The 15332-nt window shown below is 66.6% G+C and carries 13 protein-coding genes and 1 tRNA gene; 4 read left to right on the top strand and 10 right to left on the bottom strand.

What is annotated here, in order from left to right; translation table 11 throughout:
* Position 1: 1 nt before the first annotated feature.
* The 6 genes from AC0L4C_RS00070 to AC0L4C_RS00045 form a co-directional block, all read right to left on the bottom strand.
* Complete coding sequence (locus tag AC0L4C_RS00070; protein WP_473401462.1) at positions 2-1513, bottom strand: ABC transporter ATP-binding protein; 1512 nt, start codon at positions 1511-1513, stop codon at positions 2-4.
* Positions 1503-2360 carry an ABC transporter permease gene (locus tag AC0L4C_RS00065; protein ID WP_473401461.1) on the bottom strand — a complete coding sequence of 286 codons (858 nt, stop codon included), beginning with the start codon at positions 2358-2360 and terminating at the stop codon, positions 1503-1505. The genes AC0L4C_RS00070 and AC0L4C_RS00065 overlap by 11 nt, the downstream gene beginning before the upstream one ends.
* A complete protein-coding gene (locus tag AC0L4C_RS00060) occupies positions 2357-3490 on the bottom strand; it encodes an ABC transporter permease subunit (RefSeq protein WP_473401460.1) in 1134 nt (377 codons plus the stop codon). The genes AC0L4C_RS00065 and AC0L4C_RS00060 overlap by 4 nt, the downstream gene beginning before the upstream one ends.
* A gap of 457 nt (positions 3491-3947) precedes the next feature.
* On the bottom strand, positions 3948-5576 hold the full coding sequence (locus tag AC0L4C_RS00055) for an ABC transporter permease (RefSeq protein ID WP_473401459.1): 1629 nt from the start codon (positions 5574-5576) through the stop codon (positions 3948-3950).
* 40 nt (positions 5577-5616) lie between these two features.
* Complete coding sequence (locus AC0L4C_RS00050) at positions 5617-6654, bottom strand: extracellular solute-binding protein (RefSeq protein ID WP_473401458.1); 1038 nt, start codon at positions 6652-6654, stop codon at positions 5617-5619.
* A gap of 208 nt (positions 6655-6862) precedes the next feature.
* A complete protein-coding gene (locus tag AC0L4C_RS00045) occupies positions 6863-9715 on the bottom strand; it encodes a sensor histidine kinase (protein ID WP_473401457.1) in 2853 nt (950 codons plus the stop codon).
* Positions 9716-9937: 222 nt separating this feature from the next.
* Here AC0L4C_RS00045 and AC0L4C_RS00040 point away from each other — a divergent pair.
* Both AC0L4C_RS00040 and AC0L4C_RS00035 read left to right on the top strand, forming a co-directional pair.
* A tRNA-His gene (locus AC0L4C_RS00040) sits at positions 9938-10014 on the top strand.
* A gap of 274 nt (positions 10015-10288) precedes the next feature.
* Positions 10289-10540, top strand: a complete 252-nt coding sequence (locus AC0L4C_RS00035; RefSeq protein WP_473401456.1) for a hypothetical protein — start codon at positions 10289-10291, stop codon at positions 10538-10540.
* On the opposite strand, the gene AC0L4C_RS00030 is transcribed toward AC0L4C_RS00035, so the two are convergent.
* Positions 10537-10797, bottom strand: a complete 261-nt coding sequence (locus AC0L4C_RS00030; RefSeq protein WP_473401454.1) for a hypothetical protein — start codon at positions 10795-10797, stop codon at positions 10537-10539. The genes AC0L4C_RS00035 and AC0L4C_RS00030 overlap by 4 nt on opposite strands.
* Positions 10798-11037: 240 nt before the next feature.
* On the opposite strand from AC0L4C_RS00030, the gene AC0L4C_RS00025 reads away from it, so the two are divergent.
* The gene (locus tag AC0L4C_RS00025) at positions 11038-11262 is read left to right on the top strand and encodes a hypothetical protein (RefSeq protein ID WP_473401453.1); all 225 of its coding nucleotides are present in this window, start codon (positions 11038-11040) and stop codon (positions 11260-11262) included.
* On the opposite strand, the gene AC0L4C_RS00020 is transcribed toward AC0L4C_RS00025, so the two are convergent.
* The 3 genes from AC0L4C_RS00020 to AC0L4C_RS00010 form a co-directional block, all read right to left on the bottom strand.
* Positions 11263-13122: a TadE/TadG family type IV pilus assembly protein gene (locus tag AC0L4C_RS00020; protein WP_473401452.1), complete on the bottom strand. Its 1860-nt coding sequence runs from the start codon at positions 13120-13122 to the stop codon at positions 11263-11265.
* Between the two features lie 50 nt (positions 13123-13172).
* On the bottom strand, positions 13173-13793 hold the full coding sequence (locus AC0L4C_RS00015) for a L,D-transpeptidase (protein WP_473401451.1): 621 nt from the start codon (positions 13791-13793) through the stop codon (positions 13173-13175).
* 140 nt (positions 13794-13933) lie between these two features.
* Complete coding sequence (locus AC0L4C_RS00010) at positions 13934-14371, bottom strand: response regulator (protein WP_473401449.1); 438 nt, start codon at positions 14369-14371, stop codon at positions 13934-13936.
* Between the two features lie 51 nt (positions 14372-14422).
* Here AC0L4C_RS00010 and AC0L4C_RS00005 point away from each other — a divergent pair, with 51 nt between their 5' ends.
* On the top strand, positions 14423-15034 hold the full coding sequence (locus AC0L4C_RS00005; RefSeq protein ID WP_473401448.1) for a DNA-3-methyladenine glycosylase I: 612 nt from the start codon (positions 14423-14425) through the stop codon (positions 15032-15034).
* The last annotated feature ends 298 nt before the right edge of the window (positions 15035-15332 follow it).

Genomic DNA, 15332 nt, shown 5'->3' with positions numbered 1-15332 from the left:
GTCAGCGCCCGACGGGCGCCACCACGCCGATTCCGACTTCCGGCAGCCGGGCCTCGGCCATGGCCCGGGTTGCCGCATGCCCGGGCGTTTCCAGCAGTTCGCCCGGCCGCCCGGCCTCGACAATCCTGCCGGCGTCGAGGATCAGTGCCCGATCGGCTATGTGCCGCATCAGATCGAGATTGGACGAGGTGATCAGCGCGGTGAAGCCGAAATCGGCGCGCACCCGGTTGATCAGCGTCAGCATGTCGCCGCGCTGTCGCGCGTTGAGCAGCCGCACCGGCTCGTCGAGCACGACCAGCCTGGGCCGCGAGATCAGCGCCCGCGCCAGAGCCAGCAACTGCAGCTCATAGATGCCGAGGTCGCCCGGCCGCAGATCGAGCACATGCGCCCCGAGGCCGACGCCGCCCAGCACATCCATCAGCCGGTCCGACTGTTCCTCGATGGTGTGATGCTGGTCGAGCAGCAGCGGCTCGGTGACGGACTCGCCCAGCGTCAGCCGCGGGCTGAAGGCGCGGCGCGGATCGGAAAACACGAGACTGATATCCGCCCTGACGATCCGCGGCAGGTCGCGTCCATGATAGGGCTGGCGGTCGAACTCGAGCACGCCCTTGCTGGCGCGACCCAGCCCGGCGACGATGCGGGCCAGTGTGCTCTTGCCGGCGCCATCCGATCCGACCACGGCGAGGGCCTCTCCTCGCCGCAGCGAGAAGCTGACATCGTCGAGTGCCTGCACGGGTTTGTGGCGCCGCAGGAGACGCTGGCGGTCCCTGTAGACCACGCTCAGCCCGTGCACCTCGAGCAGTTCGGTCCCGATGGGCGAGCGCATCAGGGTGCGCGCCCGGATGCGGCTGCCGGCGATCAGATGCTTCGACATGTCCTCGAGCGGCCGGGAGAGGATCTGCGCGGTGGGGCCACCTTCGACGAACCTGCCCTGGTCGAGGATGACCATATTGCCGGTAAGGGCGCCGATGGCGGCGAGGTCATGGCCGATGACCAGCATTGCCATGCTCTGGCCCGTCAGCAGGTCCACCAGCCGCTTCTGCGTCGGTGCGTCGAGCAGCGTGAAGGGTTCATCGAGGATCAGCAGATCGGGCCGCCGCGACAGGGCCTCGGAGATCAGCAGCACCTGCCGTTCGGCGGCCGAGAGCTGCGAGACGAACCGCGCCGGATCGAGCCCGATGCCGCCCAGCAGCTTGACGTCGGCAACCACCTGGCCGACCCGGGCGGTCGGCAGCAAGGCTGCCGCATCGCCCTGACGCACCAGCGCGATGCGCTGGCGGCGCAGTTTGGCCCGGGCGGCGGGCGCGGCGGGAAGCGGCGCGCCGTCGAACACCAGTTCGCCCTCGATGGCCATGCCCGCGGGCAGCAGGCCGGCGATGGCCAGCGCCACCGCGCTCTTGCCGCTGCCGCTGTCGCCGACCAGCCCCAGCCGCTCGCCGCGATCAATGGCAAAGCTGAGCTCCTCGATGATATTGCCGCTGCCGATGCGGAGTTTCCTGACCTCAAGCAGCATCGGGTGGCTCCCGCAGAAGCTGGCGCAGGCCACCGGCGATCAGGTTAAGCGACAGGGTGATGAGCAGCAGCGCGACGCCGGGGACCAGCACCGGCAGCGGCCCGAACAGCAGGCCGCCCTGCGCGTCGCGCAGCATCAGCCCCAGGCTCGAGCCCGGCGGTTGCGAGGCGAGGCCGACAAAGCTCAGCGCCGCTTCCAGCCCGACGCTGAGGGCAAGCTGGGTGACCGCCAGGGCGGCAAGCGCCGGCAGCAGATCGGGCAGCACGTGCTTGCGCGCCAGGTCCCAGCCGCCGAGGCCGGCCAGCCGCGATGCCGCGATATAATCCTGGCCGCGGAACGGCGCGAACGCATCGCGTGTCGCCCGAGCGAGGACTGCCGCGTTGAAAAGACCGATGGCCAGCATGGCGTTGAGGGTCGAGCCACCGGCCAGCGCCGTCAGGATCACCGCTAGGGCGAGCGCCGAGACGCTGATCAGGAAGCCGTCGCCACCGACCAGCAGGCGATCAGCGACGACCCCCCAGCTCGCTGCCGCGACGCCGAGCGGCACGCCGACAAAGAGCCCGATGGCCACGGCGACGAAACCGACGACGAAACTGGTGAGGATCCCCTTCATGGCCAGGGACAGCAGGTCGCGTCCCTGCGCATCGGTACCCAGCAGATGGGCCGCGCTGGCAGGTTGCAGCTGCGCCGTCAGGTCGGTCTGCTCGACGGGAAGAGGTGTCCAGACAATAGAGACAAAGCCGATCAACAGCAGCAGCAGCGCCAGAATGGTGCCGATGCGCAGCCGCAGGCCGGGGAGTGCGCTGGCCGCAAGGCCCGGCGCCGCGACGGGGGGCATCTGGCTCATGCGCGTGCCGCCAGTCGCGGATCGGCAGCCGCCCGCAGCATTTCGACGAGAAAGCGGCAAAGGGCAACCAGCCCGACCAGAGCCAGCAAGGCCAGTTGCAGGCCGGCGAAATCGCGCTCGGCCAGGGCGCCGAACAGCATCCGCCCCAGTCCGGGGAGGTAGAAGACGTTTTCGATGACGAGACTGGCCGGCGCCAGCAGGGCGAGGGGCAGCGCCAGGTCAGCGACGGTGGCGATCCACGCTGGAGCCAAGGCATGCGTGCGGATCGCCTCACGATGCGTGGCGCCGCGCACCTCGGCGGCAGCGATACGCGGATCGGCGACGGCCCGCTGTAGTGCCGCCCGCAGGATGAGCGCCAGTTGCGCAGCCAGCGGCAGGCCGAGCGCCAGTGCCGGCAGGACCAGCGACTGCAGCGACCCCAGCGGGCTCTGCGCCCAGGGCACGAAGCCGGCGGGCGGCATCCAGCCGAGCACGCCGGCCAGCAGCATGATCAGCAGCATGGCCAGCCAGATCGGCGACAGGCTCTCGCCCGCCATGGCGAGGGCACGGAACGGCATGTCGAGCCAGGCCGGGCCGCGACCCGTGAGATACCCCAGCGGCAGGCCGACGAGCCCGGCAACGACGAGCGACATGCCGATCAGCGGCCCGGTGACCGCCAGGCGCTCCAGCAGGACGACCATGTCGATGCTGCCCTCGCTCGGCAGGAGCAGCCTCAGGAGCAGCGCCGCGACGCCCACCGTGACCACAAGTTCGAGGAGGCGCCACGCGGTAAATTCGAGCAGGCCGGACGGCTGGCGGCGCGTTGCGACGGGTCGCGGCCGGACGCTGGGCGCCGTCGGTTGCGACGGCGCGGAAGCGGGCTCTGCAGCAGGTGCGGCAGCCGGCGGGGCAACGACCTCGGCAATGACTGCAGCGGGCAGGGCGGGGAGCACGATTTCGGCAGGGTCTGCGACGGCCTGGTCAGGTGGCTCCGGCTTTTCGACCGGCCCGTCTGCCGTTGCGACCTGCGCTGGGAATTCCGGTTCGTCCCGGGCAGAGGAGCTTGTCTCGACATCTGCTTCCGGGGCGGCTGCAGCGGCAACCGGGTCTATTTGCGGCTCTGCCTCAGGCACGGCATCAGGAGCCACCACTGCTTCCCTCTCCGCGTCAGAGGCAGGCTCCGGATCGGGAGCAGCCGCCGAAGTCTCGGCCGCAGGGGCAGGGGCAGGGGCAGGGGCAGGGGCAGGGGGGCTTGCGCCCTCGACGGCACTTGCCGCCACCGCGTCCGTGGGGAGACCAGAGGTTGAAGCTTCGGCGGGCGGAACAGTGGACGCCATTGCGGGCGGCACGTCCGTTTTCGGGGGCTCGGCGGGCGGAGCAACGATAACGGCACTCGGGGCGGTCTCGGCCTTCCGCTGCTCAGCCGGAATAGCGGCCGGGGCGGCAGGCGCGGCCACGGGCGCCGATTCGTCCCCCGACGCTTCGGTGGCGGGCGGTTGCTTTGCGCCGTCCTCGTGCATTGGCTCTCTGTGGTTCCCCAAAACCTGGAACCTTTATAGCCGAACCCGACACCGGCTCTCGGAAAAAACGCACCGGTTGCACAGAGACTTACGTACGGCGCCGGCTGAAATGGGTGCTCAGGATCACCGGGATCAGGCCGACGGCGACAATGCCCAGCGCCGGCAGTGAGGCTTCCGAGAAGAGGCTGACATTGGCGCGGGCATAAACCAGCGTGGCGAGGGTCTCGACGCCCAGCGGACGCAGCAGCAGCGTGGCCGGCAATTCCTTGACGATCTCGACAAAGACCAGCGTGCCGGCAGCCAGTAGCGCCGGCGACAGCGTCGGCAGATCGATGCGCCAGAGCAGGGCAAGGCCCTTTACCCCCAGCACCCGGCCGGCATCGAGCATGGTATCGCCGCGCTTGCGCATGGCGGCATCCAGCGTTGAATGGCTGAGGGCCAGAAAGCGGATCGAATAGACATAAAGCAGCGCGAACACCGAGCCCGACAGAACGAGCCCCGGACGCCAGTCGGCGAGGGTCATGGTCAGGCGGTTGAACCAGAGGTCGGCCTGTCCGAGCGGCTGCAGCAACCCCAGCGCCAGCACCGTGCCGGGAATGGCATAGCCCAGCGTCGCCAGGCGAATGAAGCTCTTGGCCGACCGGCGCGAGCGCGGGGCGCTGAGCTTGGCAGCGAGCAGCCCGATGCCTACCGCGATGGCGGCGCCCGCGACCGCCAGTTCCAGAGTGGTCAGCGCCGCCGAGGCGGTCATGGCCAGCGTCGCCGGCGAGATGGTGCGCGAAGCCAGCCAGGTCAATTCGCCCACCGGCAGCCCGAAGCCGAGCAGCACCAGCGCCGTGCAGAACGCCGTTGCCAGCCAGGCCGGCAGGCCGGAGAGCTGCAGATGTGCCGCCGGCACCTTGCTGTCGCGGTGCGCGGCATAGACCCGGTTCTGCCGGGCCCGCTGCTCGGCGAGGATCAGCAGCGCAATGACCAGCACGATGGTCACCGCCAGCTGCGCCGCGCCGCCGAAATTGGAGCGGTTGAGCCAGGTGGTGTAGATCACCGCCGTCAGGCTGTTGACGCCGAAATACTGCACCGCGCCCAGATCGTTGACGACCTCCATCATGGCGAGCGTCACGCCGACGACAATAGCCGGACGGCTGAGCGGCAGCGTGACGGTGAAAAAGGTGCGCCAGCCATTGGCGCCCAGGGTGCGGGCCGCGCTGTCGATCGAAGCCGACTGCATCAGGAAGAAGGTGCGGCAGGCGGCATAGACATAGGGATAGAGCACCATTGAGAGCACGAAGGCGGCCCCCGTCGGGCTCTTGATGGTCGGAAACCAGTAATCCCGCAGCGTCTCCGCGCCGGTCATCCAGCGCACCGCCTGCTGGATCGGCCCGGTGAAATCGAGAAACTCGACATAGCAGTAGGCCGCCAGATAGGTCGGCACCGCCAGCGGCAGGATGAGCGCCCATTCGAGCAGGCGGCGACCGGGGAACTCGAAATGCGTCACCAGCCAGGCCGACATCAGTCCCAGCACGCCGGTAATGGCGCCCACCCAGAGCATCAGCACGGTGGTTTCGCGCAGGGCGGTGGGCAGCATGGAGGCCGACAGGCCGTTGCCACCGCTCAGCGCCGCGGCCACGGCGGCCCAGGTCAGCCAGAGGATCGGCAGGCCCATGATCAGGACCAGGACAAACGCAGCGACCGGCAGGGGGCGTCCCCTGCCGGTCAAGCGTTTCGTCTCGATCGCGGTATGGACGATCGCGTCTCTCCTAGTTCTGCGGCCCTTCGTTGAACTTGAGTTCATCGACGAGGGCGGCCGCTTCGGCCCGATGTGCCGCAACCTCGACCAGCGGGGTCTTGTCGGCATTCAGCTTGCCCCAGCTGAGCACCAGTTCGCTCGGCTGCACTTCGGCCACCACGGGGTATTCGTAGTTCCCGTTGGCATATAGCTGCTGGGCTTCGTCCGAAAGCAGGAATTCGATCAGCTTCTCGCCATTCTCGGCGTTCGGCGCGTGCTTGGCGAGGATGGCACCCGAGACATTGGCCTGCGTTCCGCTGCCCTCGGCGTCGGGGTAGATGATCCGGGCAGCGGCGGCCCAGGTCTTCTGCTCGGGCTCGGCCTCGTTGTTGAGCATCAGGCCCATATAGTAGGTATTGCCGATGGCAAGGTCGCAGGTGCCGTCGAGGATCGACTTGACCTGCGCCCGGTCATTGCCGTTGGGCGGGAAAGCGAGGTTGTCGCGCACCTTCGACAGCCAGTCGCGGGTGGCATCGAGCCCCCAGACGGCGATGCGGTTGGCAATCAGGCCGATATTGTAGACATGGTCGCCCGGACGGGTGCAGAGGCGGCCCTTCCACTCGGGACCGGCAATGTCGGCATAGGTCAGGGCAGTTTCAGTCACCCGGTCCTTGGAGGCATAGAACACGCGGGCCCGCAGGCTGAGCGCCACCCAGGCGCCGTCGGGATCCTGGAAGGCGGCGGGAACGCGCTCGAGGGCCGGCGTGCCGATCGGCTGGCTGACGCCCTTTTCCTTGGCATTGACGAGGTTGCCGATATCGACGGTGATGATCACGTCGGCCGGCGACAGTTCGCCTTCGGCCTCGACGCGCTCGATCAGACCGTCGCCGGCAAACAGCACATTGGCCTTGATACCGGTTTCTTCGGCGAACCGGTCGAGCAGCGGCTGGATCAGGCCCGGCTCGCGATAGGAGTAGACGTTGACCTCGGTGCTCTGCGCCCAGGCGGTGCCGGACATGCCGGCCAGCAGGGCGGCAACGGCGGTGATCGTGCGTATCGGGTGCGTCATCAGAACTCTCTCCATCGGGGCGCGTTCGCGCTCATGTCGGCGCCTTTTCCGAATTCTGAGTAGCAATGTCAACAATTGCGGGCCGGCGGGGACGGCGCCGCTGCACCAGCAGATTGGAACCGTTCAAAGTGTCAGAAAATAACGCTGTCGGTTCAGGTCACTATGGGATGATAGCGGGATGCCCGCCTGCGACATTCTGGTTGCCGGATCAGGCAGTCGTTGCCACCAGATCGGCGGGAATGACCAGCGAGAAGCGGGTGCCGATGCGGCCGCTGGGATCCACCGACAGCGAGCAGGTATTGACCGCCAGCAATGACCGCGTCAGCGCCAGGCCGACGCTGGAGCGCACCGGGGCCAGCGCCTCGCCGTCCTTGCCGACGCCATCGCGGAACACCACGAAGCGCTCGCCGAGGTCGACATTGCGTTCGCCGCTGTCGCGGACATTGACGGAAATGCTGCCATCGTCCTCGACCTGTGCCGAGAGGATGACGGAGGCCCCGGCCGGGGTCTGGTCGATGGCGCTGGCGAGCAGGTTCAGCACGGCCTGGCCCAGCGAGGCCCGGTCGGCGCGGATTTTCGGCAGCCGCTCGGAGATGGCGCTGCGCACCAGCACGCGCGCCGCACCGGCCTGGCCGCGGACCCGCACGACGCAGCTTTCCAGCAGCGCGCCGAGGTCGAGCTCGGCCGGGCGCGCCGCATAGCGGCCTTCCTTGAGGCGGGTGTAGTCGTCGAGCTCGTCGACCAGCGTCGCGATCTCGTTGCCGGCCGTCTTGATGTCGCGCGCATAATCGAGGTAGCGCGCATTCTCGATGGTGCCGAAGGCCGACGAGCGGATCAGTTCGGAGAATCCGATGATGGTATTGAGCGGCCGCCGGATGCCGCGGCTCAGCCGGCCGAGCATCGACGGCTCGAGCTCGTCCGTATGCTCGTCGACCTTTGCCTGGTGCGCTTCGCCGGCCGACACGACGGTCGGCGCGGGACGCAGCCGGACAAAGCCGAAATAGCCGGTGACCAGGCCGGCCTGGCCTTCGGCAAAGAGCGCCACATCAGCATCGCCCGTGTTGCTGCGCACCACCAGACTAGGGCGGGCCGTTTCGGCAAAGCGGGCGGGCCGTTCGAGGAAGGCCTGCAGTGCCGGACCTTCGCTTCCCTCGAGCAGCGCCGAGAGCGGCAGCCCGACCAGATCGGCCTCGGTCTTGCCGAAGACGACGCGGGCATGCAGCGACACTTCGGTCACCACGCCGGAGCGGTCGGCGCGCACAAACCCTTCTTCGCGCGCTTCGGCTGCGATTTCGGCGAAGGCGCGCACGGCACCCTCGTGGCCGCGGCTCTCGTCGCCGGCCATCGCCGACAGCATCAGCGCCGGCCGGCCCTGCCATGGAATCGACTGCAGCCGGGCGCGCACGCCGATGGGGTTGCCGTCGCGGCGGACCAGATGCGTCACCGGCCCGGCGGCCGCGGCGTCGTCGCCGGGGAAGATGGCAGCCAGTCCCGCCTGGCGCAGCATATCGATGGTGTCGTAGCCGGTGAGCTCGGTCAGTGCCCGGTTGGCAAACAGCACCTGCTGGTCGCGGAACACCATGATGCCGATGGGCAGCCGGTTGAGGATGAAGGTTTCGGCGGCGAGGTTGATCAGGGCACCCTCGGGCTGGCGGCGGCGCTCCGGCAACAGATCGGTCAGCGCCGTCTCGACCGCGTCGACGCCGACGCGGTCGGTGAGGATGCGGCTCAGTTCGTCGAAATTGTAGCGCGACACCAGCTCGACGGTTGCCGAATCCGGGACGTCCTGAACGGCGGGCGGTTCCTCGGGCAGTTCCGGCGGGGCGGCTTCTCCGGCGTCCTCGGTGTCGTCGGACACTCCGGGCCCAACGGGCGTTGCCGGCTCGTCCGGGGCCTCGGCCGCGTCCTCGACCGGCAGCGGCGTGAAGCCGCGGCCGGTGACCTTCCAGACCATCGGCGTCTCGGCGGTCGCGGGGAGGTCGTCCTCGTCATCGGCAAAGGCGATGACAGCAGCGATGACATCGGGTTCGGCCGGCGTTTCTTCCGGCGTTTCGGCTGTTGCGGGGGCGTCCGGTTCGTCCGGGGTCTCGGCCTCACCCACAGCGGTTTCGGCGTCTTCCGGCTCGTCGCTGGATGCCGGGACGTAGCCGACATTTTCGTGCAGCGGGCCGGCATAGGCCTCGTCGCTTTCGGTCAGCGGCGCATAGAGCCCCTCGTCATCGGCCAGCCGGTCGAAGAGATTGGCCAGACCCGGCACATCCGGTCGCGGTTCGAACGGCTCGACCCAGTGGTCTTCCAGGACCTTTGCCTCTTCCGCCGGCACTTCGGCCTCGGCGGGCGGCAGGCCGATGGGCAGCAGCGGTTCGTCGGCGGGTGGCGTGATGTCGGCTTCGGCGAGGCCCTCGGCTGCCCGGACATCATCGATCCGGTGCTCGCCGCTTTCAAACAGCAGCAGCACCGCATCGCCCGGGCTGGCCTTGAAGCGCGTGACCAGCAGGTTGGTCCCGGCAATCTCGGCCATGCCGCTGCCCTCCTCGTGCAGGTCGGGAAGGCCTTCGCTTTCGATCTCGCGGGCGTAGAGTTCGATCGCCTTGTCCGAGCCGCCCGAGATCTGGCCGTCCTCGTCGATCAGCAGGTAGTCGCTGCCCGGTGGCAGGAAACGCTCGGCCACGCCGTTGAGGCGCGGCGTTTCGAGCAGTTCCGGTTCGATCGGATCGACGCCGACGATCAACAGGCCGATATCGCCGCCTTCGAGCTCGAGCGGGGTCACGGTGCAGGTGGTCGAGATCGGCCGGTCGCCGGCCATGAACTGGATGCGGGACAGGCTGGAGCGATCGAGCGAGCCCAGACGGATGAGTCTGGCGATCTGGCCCTTGATCGGCGCGGCCTCCGGCGCCAGCTTCACGCCATGCTTCTTGATCCGGCCGTGGAAAAATCGCGCACTGCTGTTGCGCCAGAGCAGAGTCTCGCCGTTTCCTGACCATAGCCACGCCGGTCTGGAATTGGCCCAGTGCTGCAGCACACGGCGGGCCTTGGGAGATTTGATCCACTCAGAAGTCACGCACTTACACCGTCTTCCGTGCCAAACTGGCACATCCGGGACACAAAACTTAACACTTCTCTAATATATGGCGTGTTTCCGGCGGTCCATATCGGCTGGCCCCCGTCGCGCCACCATTCGCTGGCATGGTTAAGTACCAAGGGGTAAAATCCCCCTTTCGAAAGAGGCAAATTCTGCGCTTGTCAGGGCCGCCAAGTCTAACTATGGTCCGCCGCGTTTCGTGCCGCCTTAGCTCAGTTGGTTAGAGCACTAGATTGTGGATCTAGGGGTCCCCCGTTCAAACCGGGGAGGCGGTACCAAACTCTCTCATTAAATCAGTGGTTTGAAGCGCGGTTCCGGCGTGGCACGGGCTGTTGCTGTCGATCTCGCCTTCGGCCCGCCAGCGCGCCGCGGCCGGACGAGCAGATCTGCCGCCGCCAGTCGTCTTGGCGCAGCGATGGGCGCTCGAATTCGCCCCTGTTGGAAGTGCATCGAGGCTGCCGCATCGGCCTGCAGCCTTAAGCCTAACATTTGAAATCGCTGAACCCTTGCCGTTCTGCGCGTTATTGAGGCGCGGCGAGTGGAGTTATGAGTATGGCGACGTCGATATTTATCGTGATCTATGCCCGCGACAACTGGTGGATCGATCTGAATGGCGAGTCACAGGGCCCGTTTGCATCGCTCGAGTCGGCGATGGCCGAGGCCGTGGCCAACGCCGCGGCAACATCGCGCCAGGGTGGCCGCAGCGAAGTCCGGGTCACCGGGCCTGGCTACCACAACAAGCTGATCTACCAGTCGACCGAGCGCTCCAGCCTCGGGCGGGCTGTAGCCGAAGCCCGGCACTAGTCGCTCTGGCGCTCCCGCCGCCGGCGCCGCGCCGTGACGATCCAGGCGATCCACGCACCGATCCAGGCAACCATCAGGAAGCCGATGCCGACATAGCCGAGGGCGTAGTAGGGCAGGCCGAGGACGCCGAGGGTTTCGGCGTCGTCCTGGGTCACGACGATCCAGCTGACGAGCAGGCCGAAGGCGATCAGGTTGAAGGCGATGAACCCCAGACGGCGGGGGTGGCGGAAGATCGCGTCGGCTAGATTATCCCGCATATTCAAAGAGTTACCCTTCAGTGACGAGCGGAGGGCATCGCCCTGTTGCGGCAACGCTACTCCCGTTCGCCGGGCACTGCAACGCGCGCTCCGCCACGTTTGGGCCACATCGATGAACCGCAGATGAACGCGCCATTGCGACCGTGTTCACGGCCGCCGCGGCAAGTTCACGCCGTTGTGCGGAAACTGATGGCCGGGGGCCCGCGTTAATTCTCGCAACACGAGAAGTGGAGTCAGACGATGAACCGGCAGAAGCCCGCTATCGACCTCAAGCCCCGCCCCCTTTGGCTCGCCGCTGCGCATGGCCGCCGGCTGACGCGCACCGAGGAGATGATATCGCCGCTCGACGAGCCTGAGAGCGTTCTCGAGATCGAGTTCGAGGGCCTGACCGAAGCCGAGCAGCGGGCGGCGCTCGAAGCCTTCCCGGGCGGCCGCCGGTTCCGGCTGGCCACCCCGCGCCACTGACTACTGCGCCAGCCGCAGTTCGGAAAGCTGCTCGGCGATGTCCTGGAACACCGTGGTCAGCTCGCTCGAGTTGTTCGGGAAGTACCAGTAATTGGTGGTCACCCCGTTCTCGGTCTTGCTCGGCGTGGCGCAGTCCTTGAGCATCTGCGTTGTGGTATTGTTGGGTGAGGACAGTCCGATCGTATAGACGATGACGCCTTTCGCCTTGGCGCTCCCGCAGGCCAGGACCGTGCGACGGTTCACTTCAGCGATCACCTGCGAGGAGCTTGCCGTAGAATCCTTGGGTGTGGTCGACTCCGTCAGCAGCCGCTTGTTGATGCGGTACCCCCAGGCGGTCCAGCTCGAGTTTCCGTACACACTGCTGCTGTAGGTCGAATAGTTCGGGTTGTTCTCGCCATCGGTCATGACGATCATGATCTTGGACGTCGCTTCGTCATACTCCCGGCCTTCGGTGAAGGGCTCGGTGGGCGACAGGGTGCGGAAGCCCCAGATCGAGCCCTGTTCGATATTGGTCGATCCCGAGGCGACCATGGCGTCGATCCGGTTCTTGACCGTCTGCCGCACGTTGACCAGCGGCAGGATGGCGGTCGCCGGGCAGTCCGAGTTGGCGCTGTTGCCGGACTTGCCGGTGTATTTGCAGAGCCGCTCCTGGTATTCCTGGGTCGAAAAATCGTAGGTGCAGACGGTTTTCCGGGTGTTGGTGTAGTTGTTCTTTGACGAGCCCGAACCCGTATAGCTGACCACGCACGCGCCTTGATTATAATACGAGTAGACCGAGTTATCGGCCGGCTGCGTGGATGGCGGCGAGGCGACCGTAGCGCCGTTCACGTCGGTTCCGGCATAGGATGAGACGGCCGTGCTGCTGCAGCTGTCGTAGTTGCTGGAATTGTTGCCGCTGACCTTCGAGGCGCACTTGGTCTTGGTCTCGGTCTTGGTCCAGGTGGGCGGCACGCGGGTGCAGGAGCCGCCCGTATCGGAGAGGTAGTTGTCGGCCGAACTGTCCGGCGCGAACACCGGCTGGAACATGGTGTCGGGCAGGGCGTTGTTGGGCACCGTGTCATCGGTGTCGTAGGGCGCCACGCGGGCCTCCACGCATCCGCTCCACGAGCCGCTACCGAACTCGTCATAGAGCTTCCAGCGGTTGACGGTGGTGGTGAAGCTGTTCGAATCCCGGTCGTCGTCATCGAAATTGAGATGCGAGATGCTGGATGCGCCGCTCTGGCTCATCCAGCTGGCAGTCCGGTTGGCCGTGCCGACATTCACGAACTGGGTGAAGGGAACGATCGACACGAAGACGTTGGGCTGCGTGTCCTGGTTGTCGAACAGGATGTCGGTGGCGTTCTTGGCCGCCTTCTTGAGCTCGGTCATGCGGCTGTAGCTCGACATCGAGCCGGAATTGTCGAGCACCATGGCGACTTCGAGGTTGAGCCGCTTGCGCGTCGCCTCGGACACGACCCTGGCCCGCACCTTGGGCACGCCGACCAGCGCCACGAACGAGGTCGGCACGTCGATAAAGCCATTGAGGATCAGCTGGCCATTGCGTGAATTGATCGTCGCGCCGGTGACGCCCGAGGCGACCGATGCGTCGCCCAGCCGCTCCTTGAGCAGCGAACTGGCGGCAGACATGAACTTGGCTTCGTTCCAGGTGCCGGTGGTATCGAACACATGCGGCTGCAGGCCGAGGGCGGCAGCATCGAGCGCGCTCTGGGCTCGCGTCCGGGTCTGCTCGATGCTGGTGTAATCGACCACGGCGCCCGAGGTGGCAATCAGCACCAGGGCCAGAATGCCGAAAATGACCATGAAGACGCCGCGCTCATCGCGATGAAAGCGCGTCAGCAGAGATTTGAACTGAGTGAACACAGCGGACTACCCGAGCCTCTATTGGCCCGGATAGTGCCGCAAATCAGTTACTAAAGAACGATGACCTTCGCGCCAATTTTCACGCGCGTGTAAAGGTCGATCACATCATCGTTGATCATGCGGATGCAGCCCGACGAGACGTTGGTGCCGATGCTCCAGGGCTCATTGGTGCCGTGGATGCGATAGAGCGTCGAGCCGATATAGAGCGCCCGGGCGCCCAGCGGGTTGCGCACCCCGCCTTCCATGAAGGCCGGCAGGCCCGGCTGGCGCTTGCGCATTTCGGCCGGCGGCGTCCAGCTCGGCCACTCGCGCTTGTTGGTGACCTTGTGCGTGCCGCTCCACTCGAAGCCGGAGCGGGCGGTGCCGATGCCGTAGCGCATGGCCTTGCCGTTGCCGAGCACCAGATAGAGGAATTTCTTGCCGGTATTGACGATGACCGTGCCGACGCGCTCGTTGCCGGCATAGCCGACGACCTGGCGCATGTATTGCGGATCGAGCCGCACGGTGCCGGTGCGCAGTTGCAGGGCGTTGGACGGCTTGCCCGTCGTCAGCGTGATGCCGGACGGCTGCCGGATGAACGAGAGATTATTGGCTGCCAGTGCCGGCGCCAGGGATGAAAAGGACAGAACAAGACCAAGGCCGACCGTAGCGGCGCGATTCCAGAGCGACATTTGCTTTACTCACCAACTGACAAAAATGTCCGGTGTCCCGGATGGTGAGGGAAGTGTTGCGCGAAATGACCAAATTGCCGTGAACCGGCATGGTTAAGGTCACGCCAAGCCGCGTGGTTGAGACCAGGTTAATCCGGCGCTCAGAGCAGGATCGCACCCGGACCGGCCGGCTCGTCGTCGGGAAGCTCCCAGCCGCCAAGGATGCGCTGCAGCACGCTCGACACCTGGGCGGTGGTGAAGGGCTTGGCCAGCACATCGGAAATGCCCAGTTCCTTGGCCCGGGTGATGACCTCGCGACTGGGATAGGCCGTCATCATCACCGTGCCCAGTCGCCCGTTCGCACCAAAACGCGGATCGCGGATGATCTGCAGCAGCGCCGCGCCGTTCATCTCGGGCATGTACCAGTCCATGAACAGCAGGTCGAACGGCGTTGCCAGCATGGCCAGCAGCGCCTCCGGCGCGGTGCTGGTTTCGACGATCTGGGTGAGGCCGAGCTTGCGCAGGGTTGCAGCCGTGGCACTGCGCGCATAGGCATTGTCATCAACGATCAACGCCTTCACCCGATCAGGCACCAGCATCTGCAAAGTCTCCTGATGTCGAGGTGTCTGGATAGTCAGCGGAGCCCCCCGATGTCAACAATCGCCGACCCCGACACCAAGCAGCGCTGCAGCTGGGCCGGTTCCGACCCGCTCTACGTCGTCTACCACGACAGCGAGTGGGGTCGTCCGGTGACCTCGGATACGCGGCTCTTCGAAAAGATCTGCCTCGAGGGGTTCCAGTCGGGGCTCTCCTGGCTGACCATCCTGCGCAAGCGCGAGAATTTTCGCGCCGCCTTCGCCGGCTTCGATATCGACGCGGTGGCGGCCATGGGCGAGGCCGATATCGAGCGCCTGCTTGGCGACGCCGGCATTGTCCGGCATCGCGGCAAGATCACCTCGACCATCAACAATGCCCGCCGCGCCCAGGAGCTGCAGCGCGAGTTCGGCTCGCTCGCTGCCTATTTCTGGGGCTTCGAACCCGAACCGGTCGAGACCCCCGCCGGACACGGCGATATCCCGGCCCATACCGACACCTCCAAGGCGCTGAGCAAGGATCTGCGCAAGCGCGGCTGGAGCTTTGTCGGCCCGACCACGGTCTATGCCTTCATGCAGGCCATGGGCCTGGTCAACGACCACGTCGCCGGCTGCTTCTGCCGCAGCGAGGTGGAACTGGCGCGCAAGGGGCTGACACGACCGAAATAGGGGCTGCGGCACGGTTGCCTCAGAGACCTCATCCTGAGCCTGTCGAAGGACGAGGTCGGGCGCGTGTGGGCCGGTGCGAGAGGCTGAGAGCCTTGAGTGGAGTTTTCAGTCGTCTCCCTCCCCCTTGAGGGGAGGGACCAAGGGTGGGGGTGGTGCAGTGCGCCGCCGATGGACCCCCACCCCCGACCCCTCCCCTCAAGGGGGAGGGGGACGACTGAGGGCGCGGCTGACTCTCTGCCGCAGTGGGCGCGTAACGGCTGACGCGACCGAAATAAGGGCTGCGGCACGGTTGCTTCAG

The organism is Devosia sp. J20-27 (genome assembly GCF_055808595.1).
The sequence above is the reverse complement of the archived record's forward strand: the minus strand, read 5'-3'. Positions and strand labels throughout refer to the sequence as shown.

What these genes read in the sequence shown, in the direction of transcription:
- AC0L4C_RS00070 (WP_473401462.1), bottom strand. Translation starts at nt 1,513, where the DNA reads ATGCTGCTTGAGGTCAGGAAACTCCGCATCGGCAGCGGCAATATCATC.
- AC0L4C_RS00065 (WP_473401461.1), bottom strand. Translation starts at nt 2,360, where the DNA reads ATGAGCCAGATGCCCCCCGTCGCGGCGCCGGGCCTTGCGGCCAGCGCA.
- AC0L4C_RS00050 (WP_473401458.1), bottom strand. Translation starts at nt 6,654, where the DNA reads ATGACGCACCCGATACGCACGATCACCGCCGTTGCCGCCCTGCTGGCC.
- AC0L4C_RS00035 (WP_473401456.1), top strand. Translation starts at nt 10,289, where the DNA reads ATGGCGACGTCGATATTTATCGTGATCTATGCCCGCGACAACTGGTGG.
- AC0L4C_RS00030 (WP_473401454.1), bottom strand. Translation starts at nt 10,797, where the DNA reads ATGCGGGATAATCTAGCCGACGCGATCTTCCGCCACCCCCGCCGTCTG.
- AC0L4C_RS00025 (WP_473401453.1), top strand. Translation starts at nt 11,038, where the DNA reads ATGAACCGGCAGAAGCCCGCTATCGACCTCAAGCCCCGCCCCCTTTGG.
- AC0L4C_RS00015 (WP_473401451.1), bottom strand. Translation starts at nt 13,793, where the DNA reads ATGTCGCTCTGGAATCGCGCCGCTACGGTCGGCCTTGGTCTTGTTCTG.
- AC0L4C_RS00010 (WP_473401449.1), bottom strand. Translation starts at nt 14,371, where the DNA reads ATGCTGGTGCCTGATCGGGTGAAGGCGTTGATCGTTGATGACAATGCC.
- AC0L4C_RS00005 (WP_473401448.1), top strand. Translation starts at nt 14,423, where the DNA reads ATGTCAACAATCGCCGACCCCGACACCAAGCAGCGCTGCAGCTGGGCC.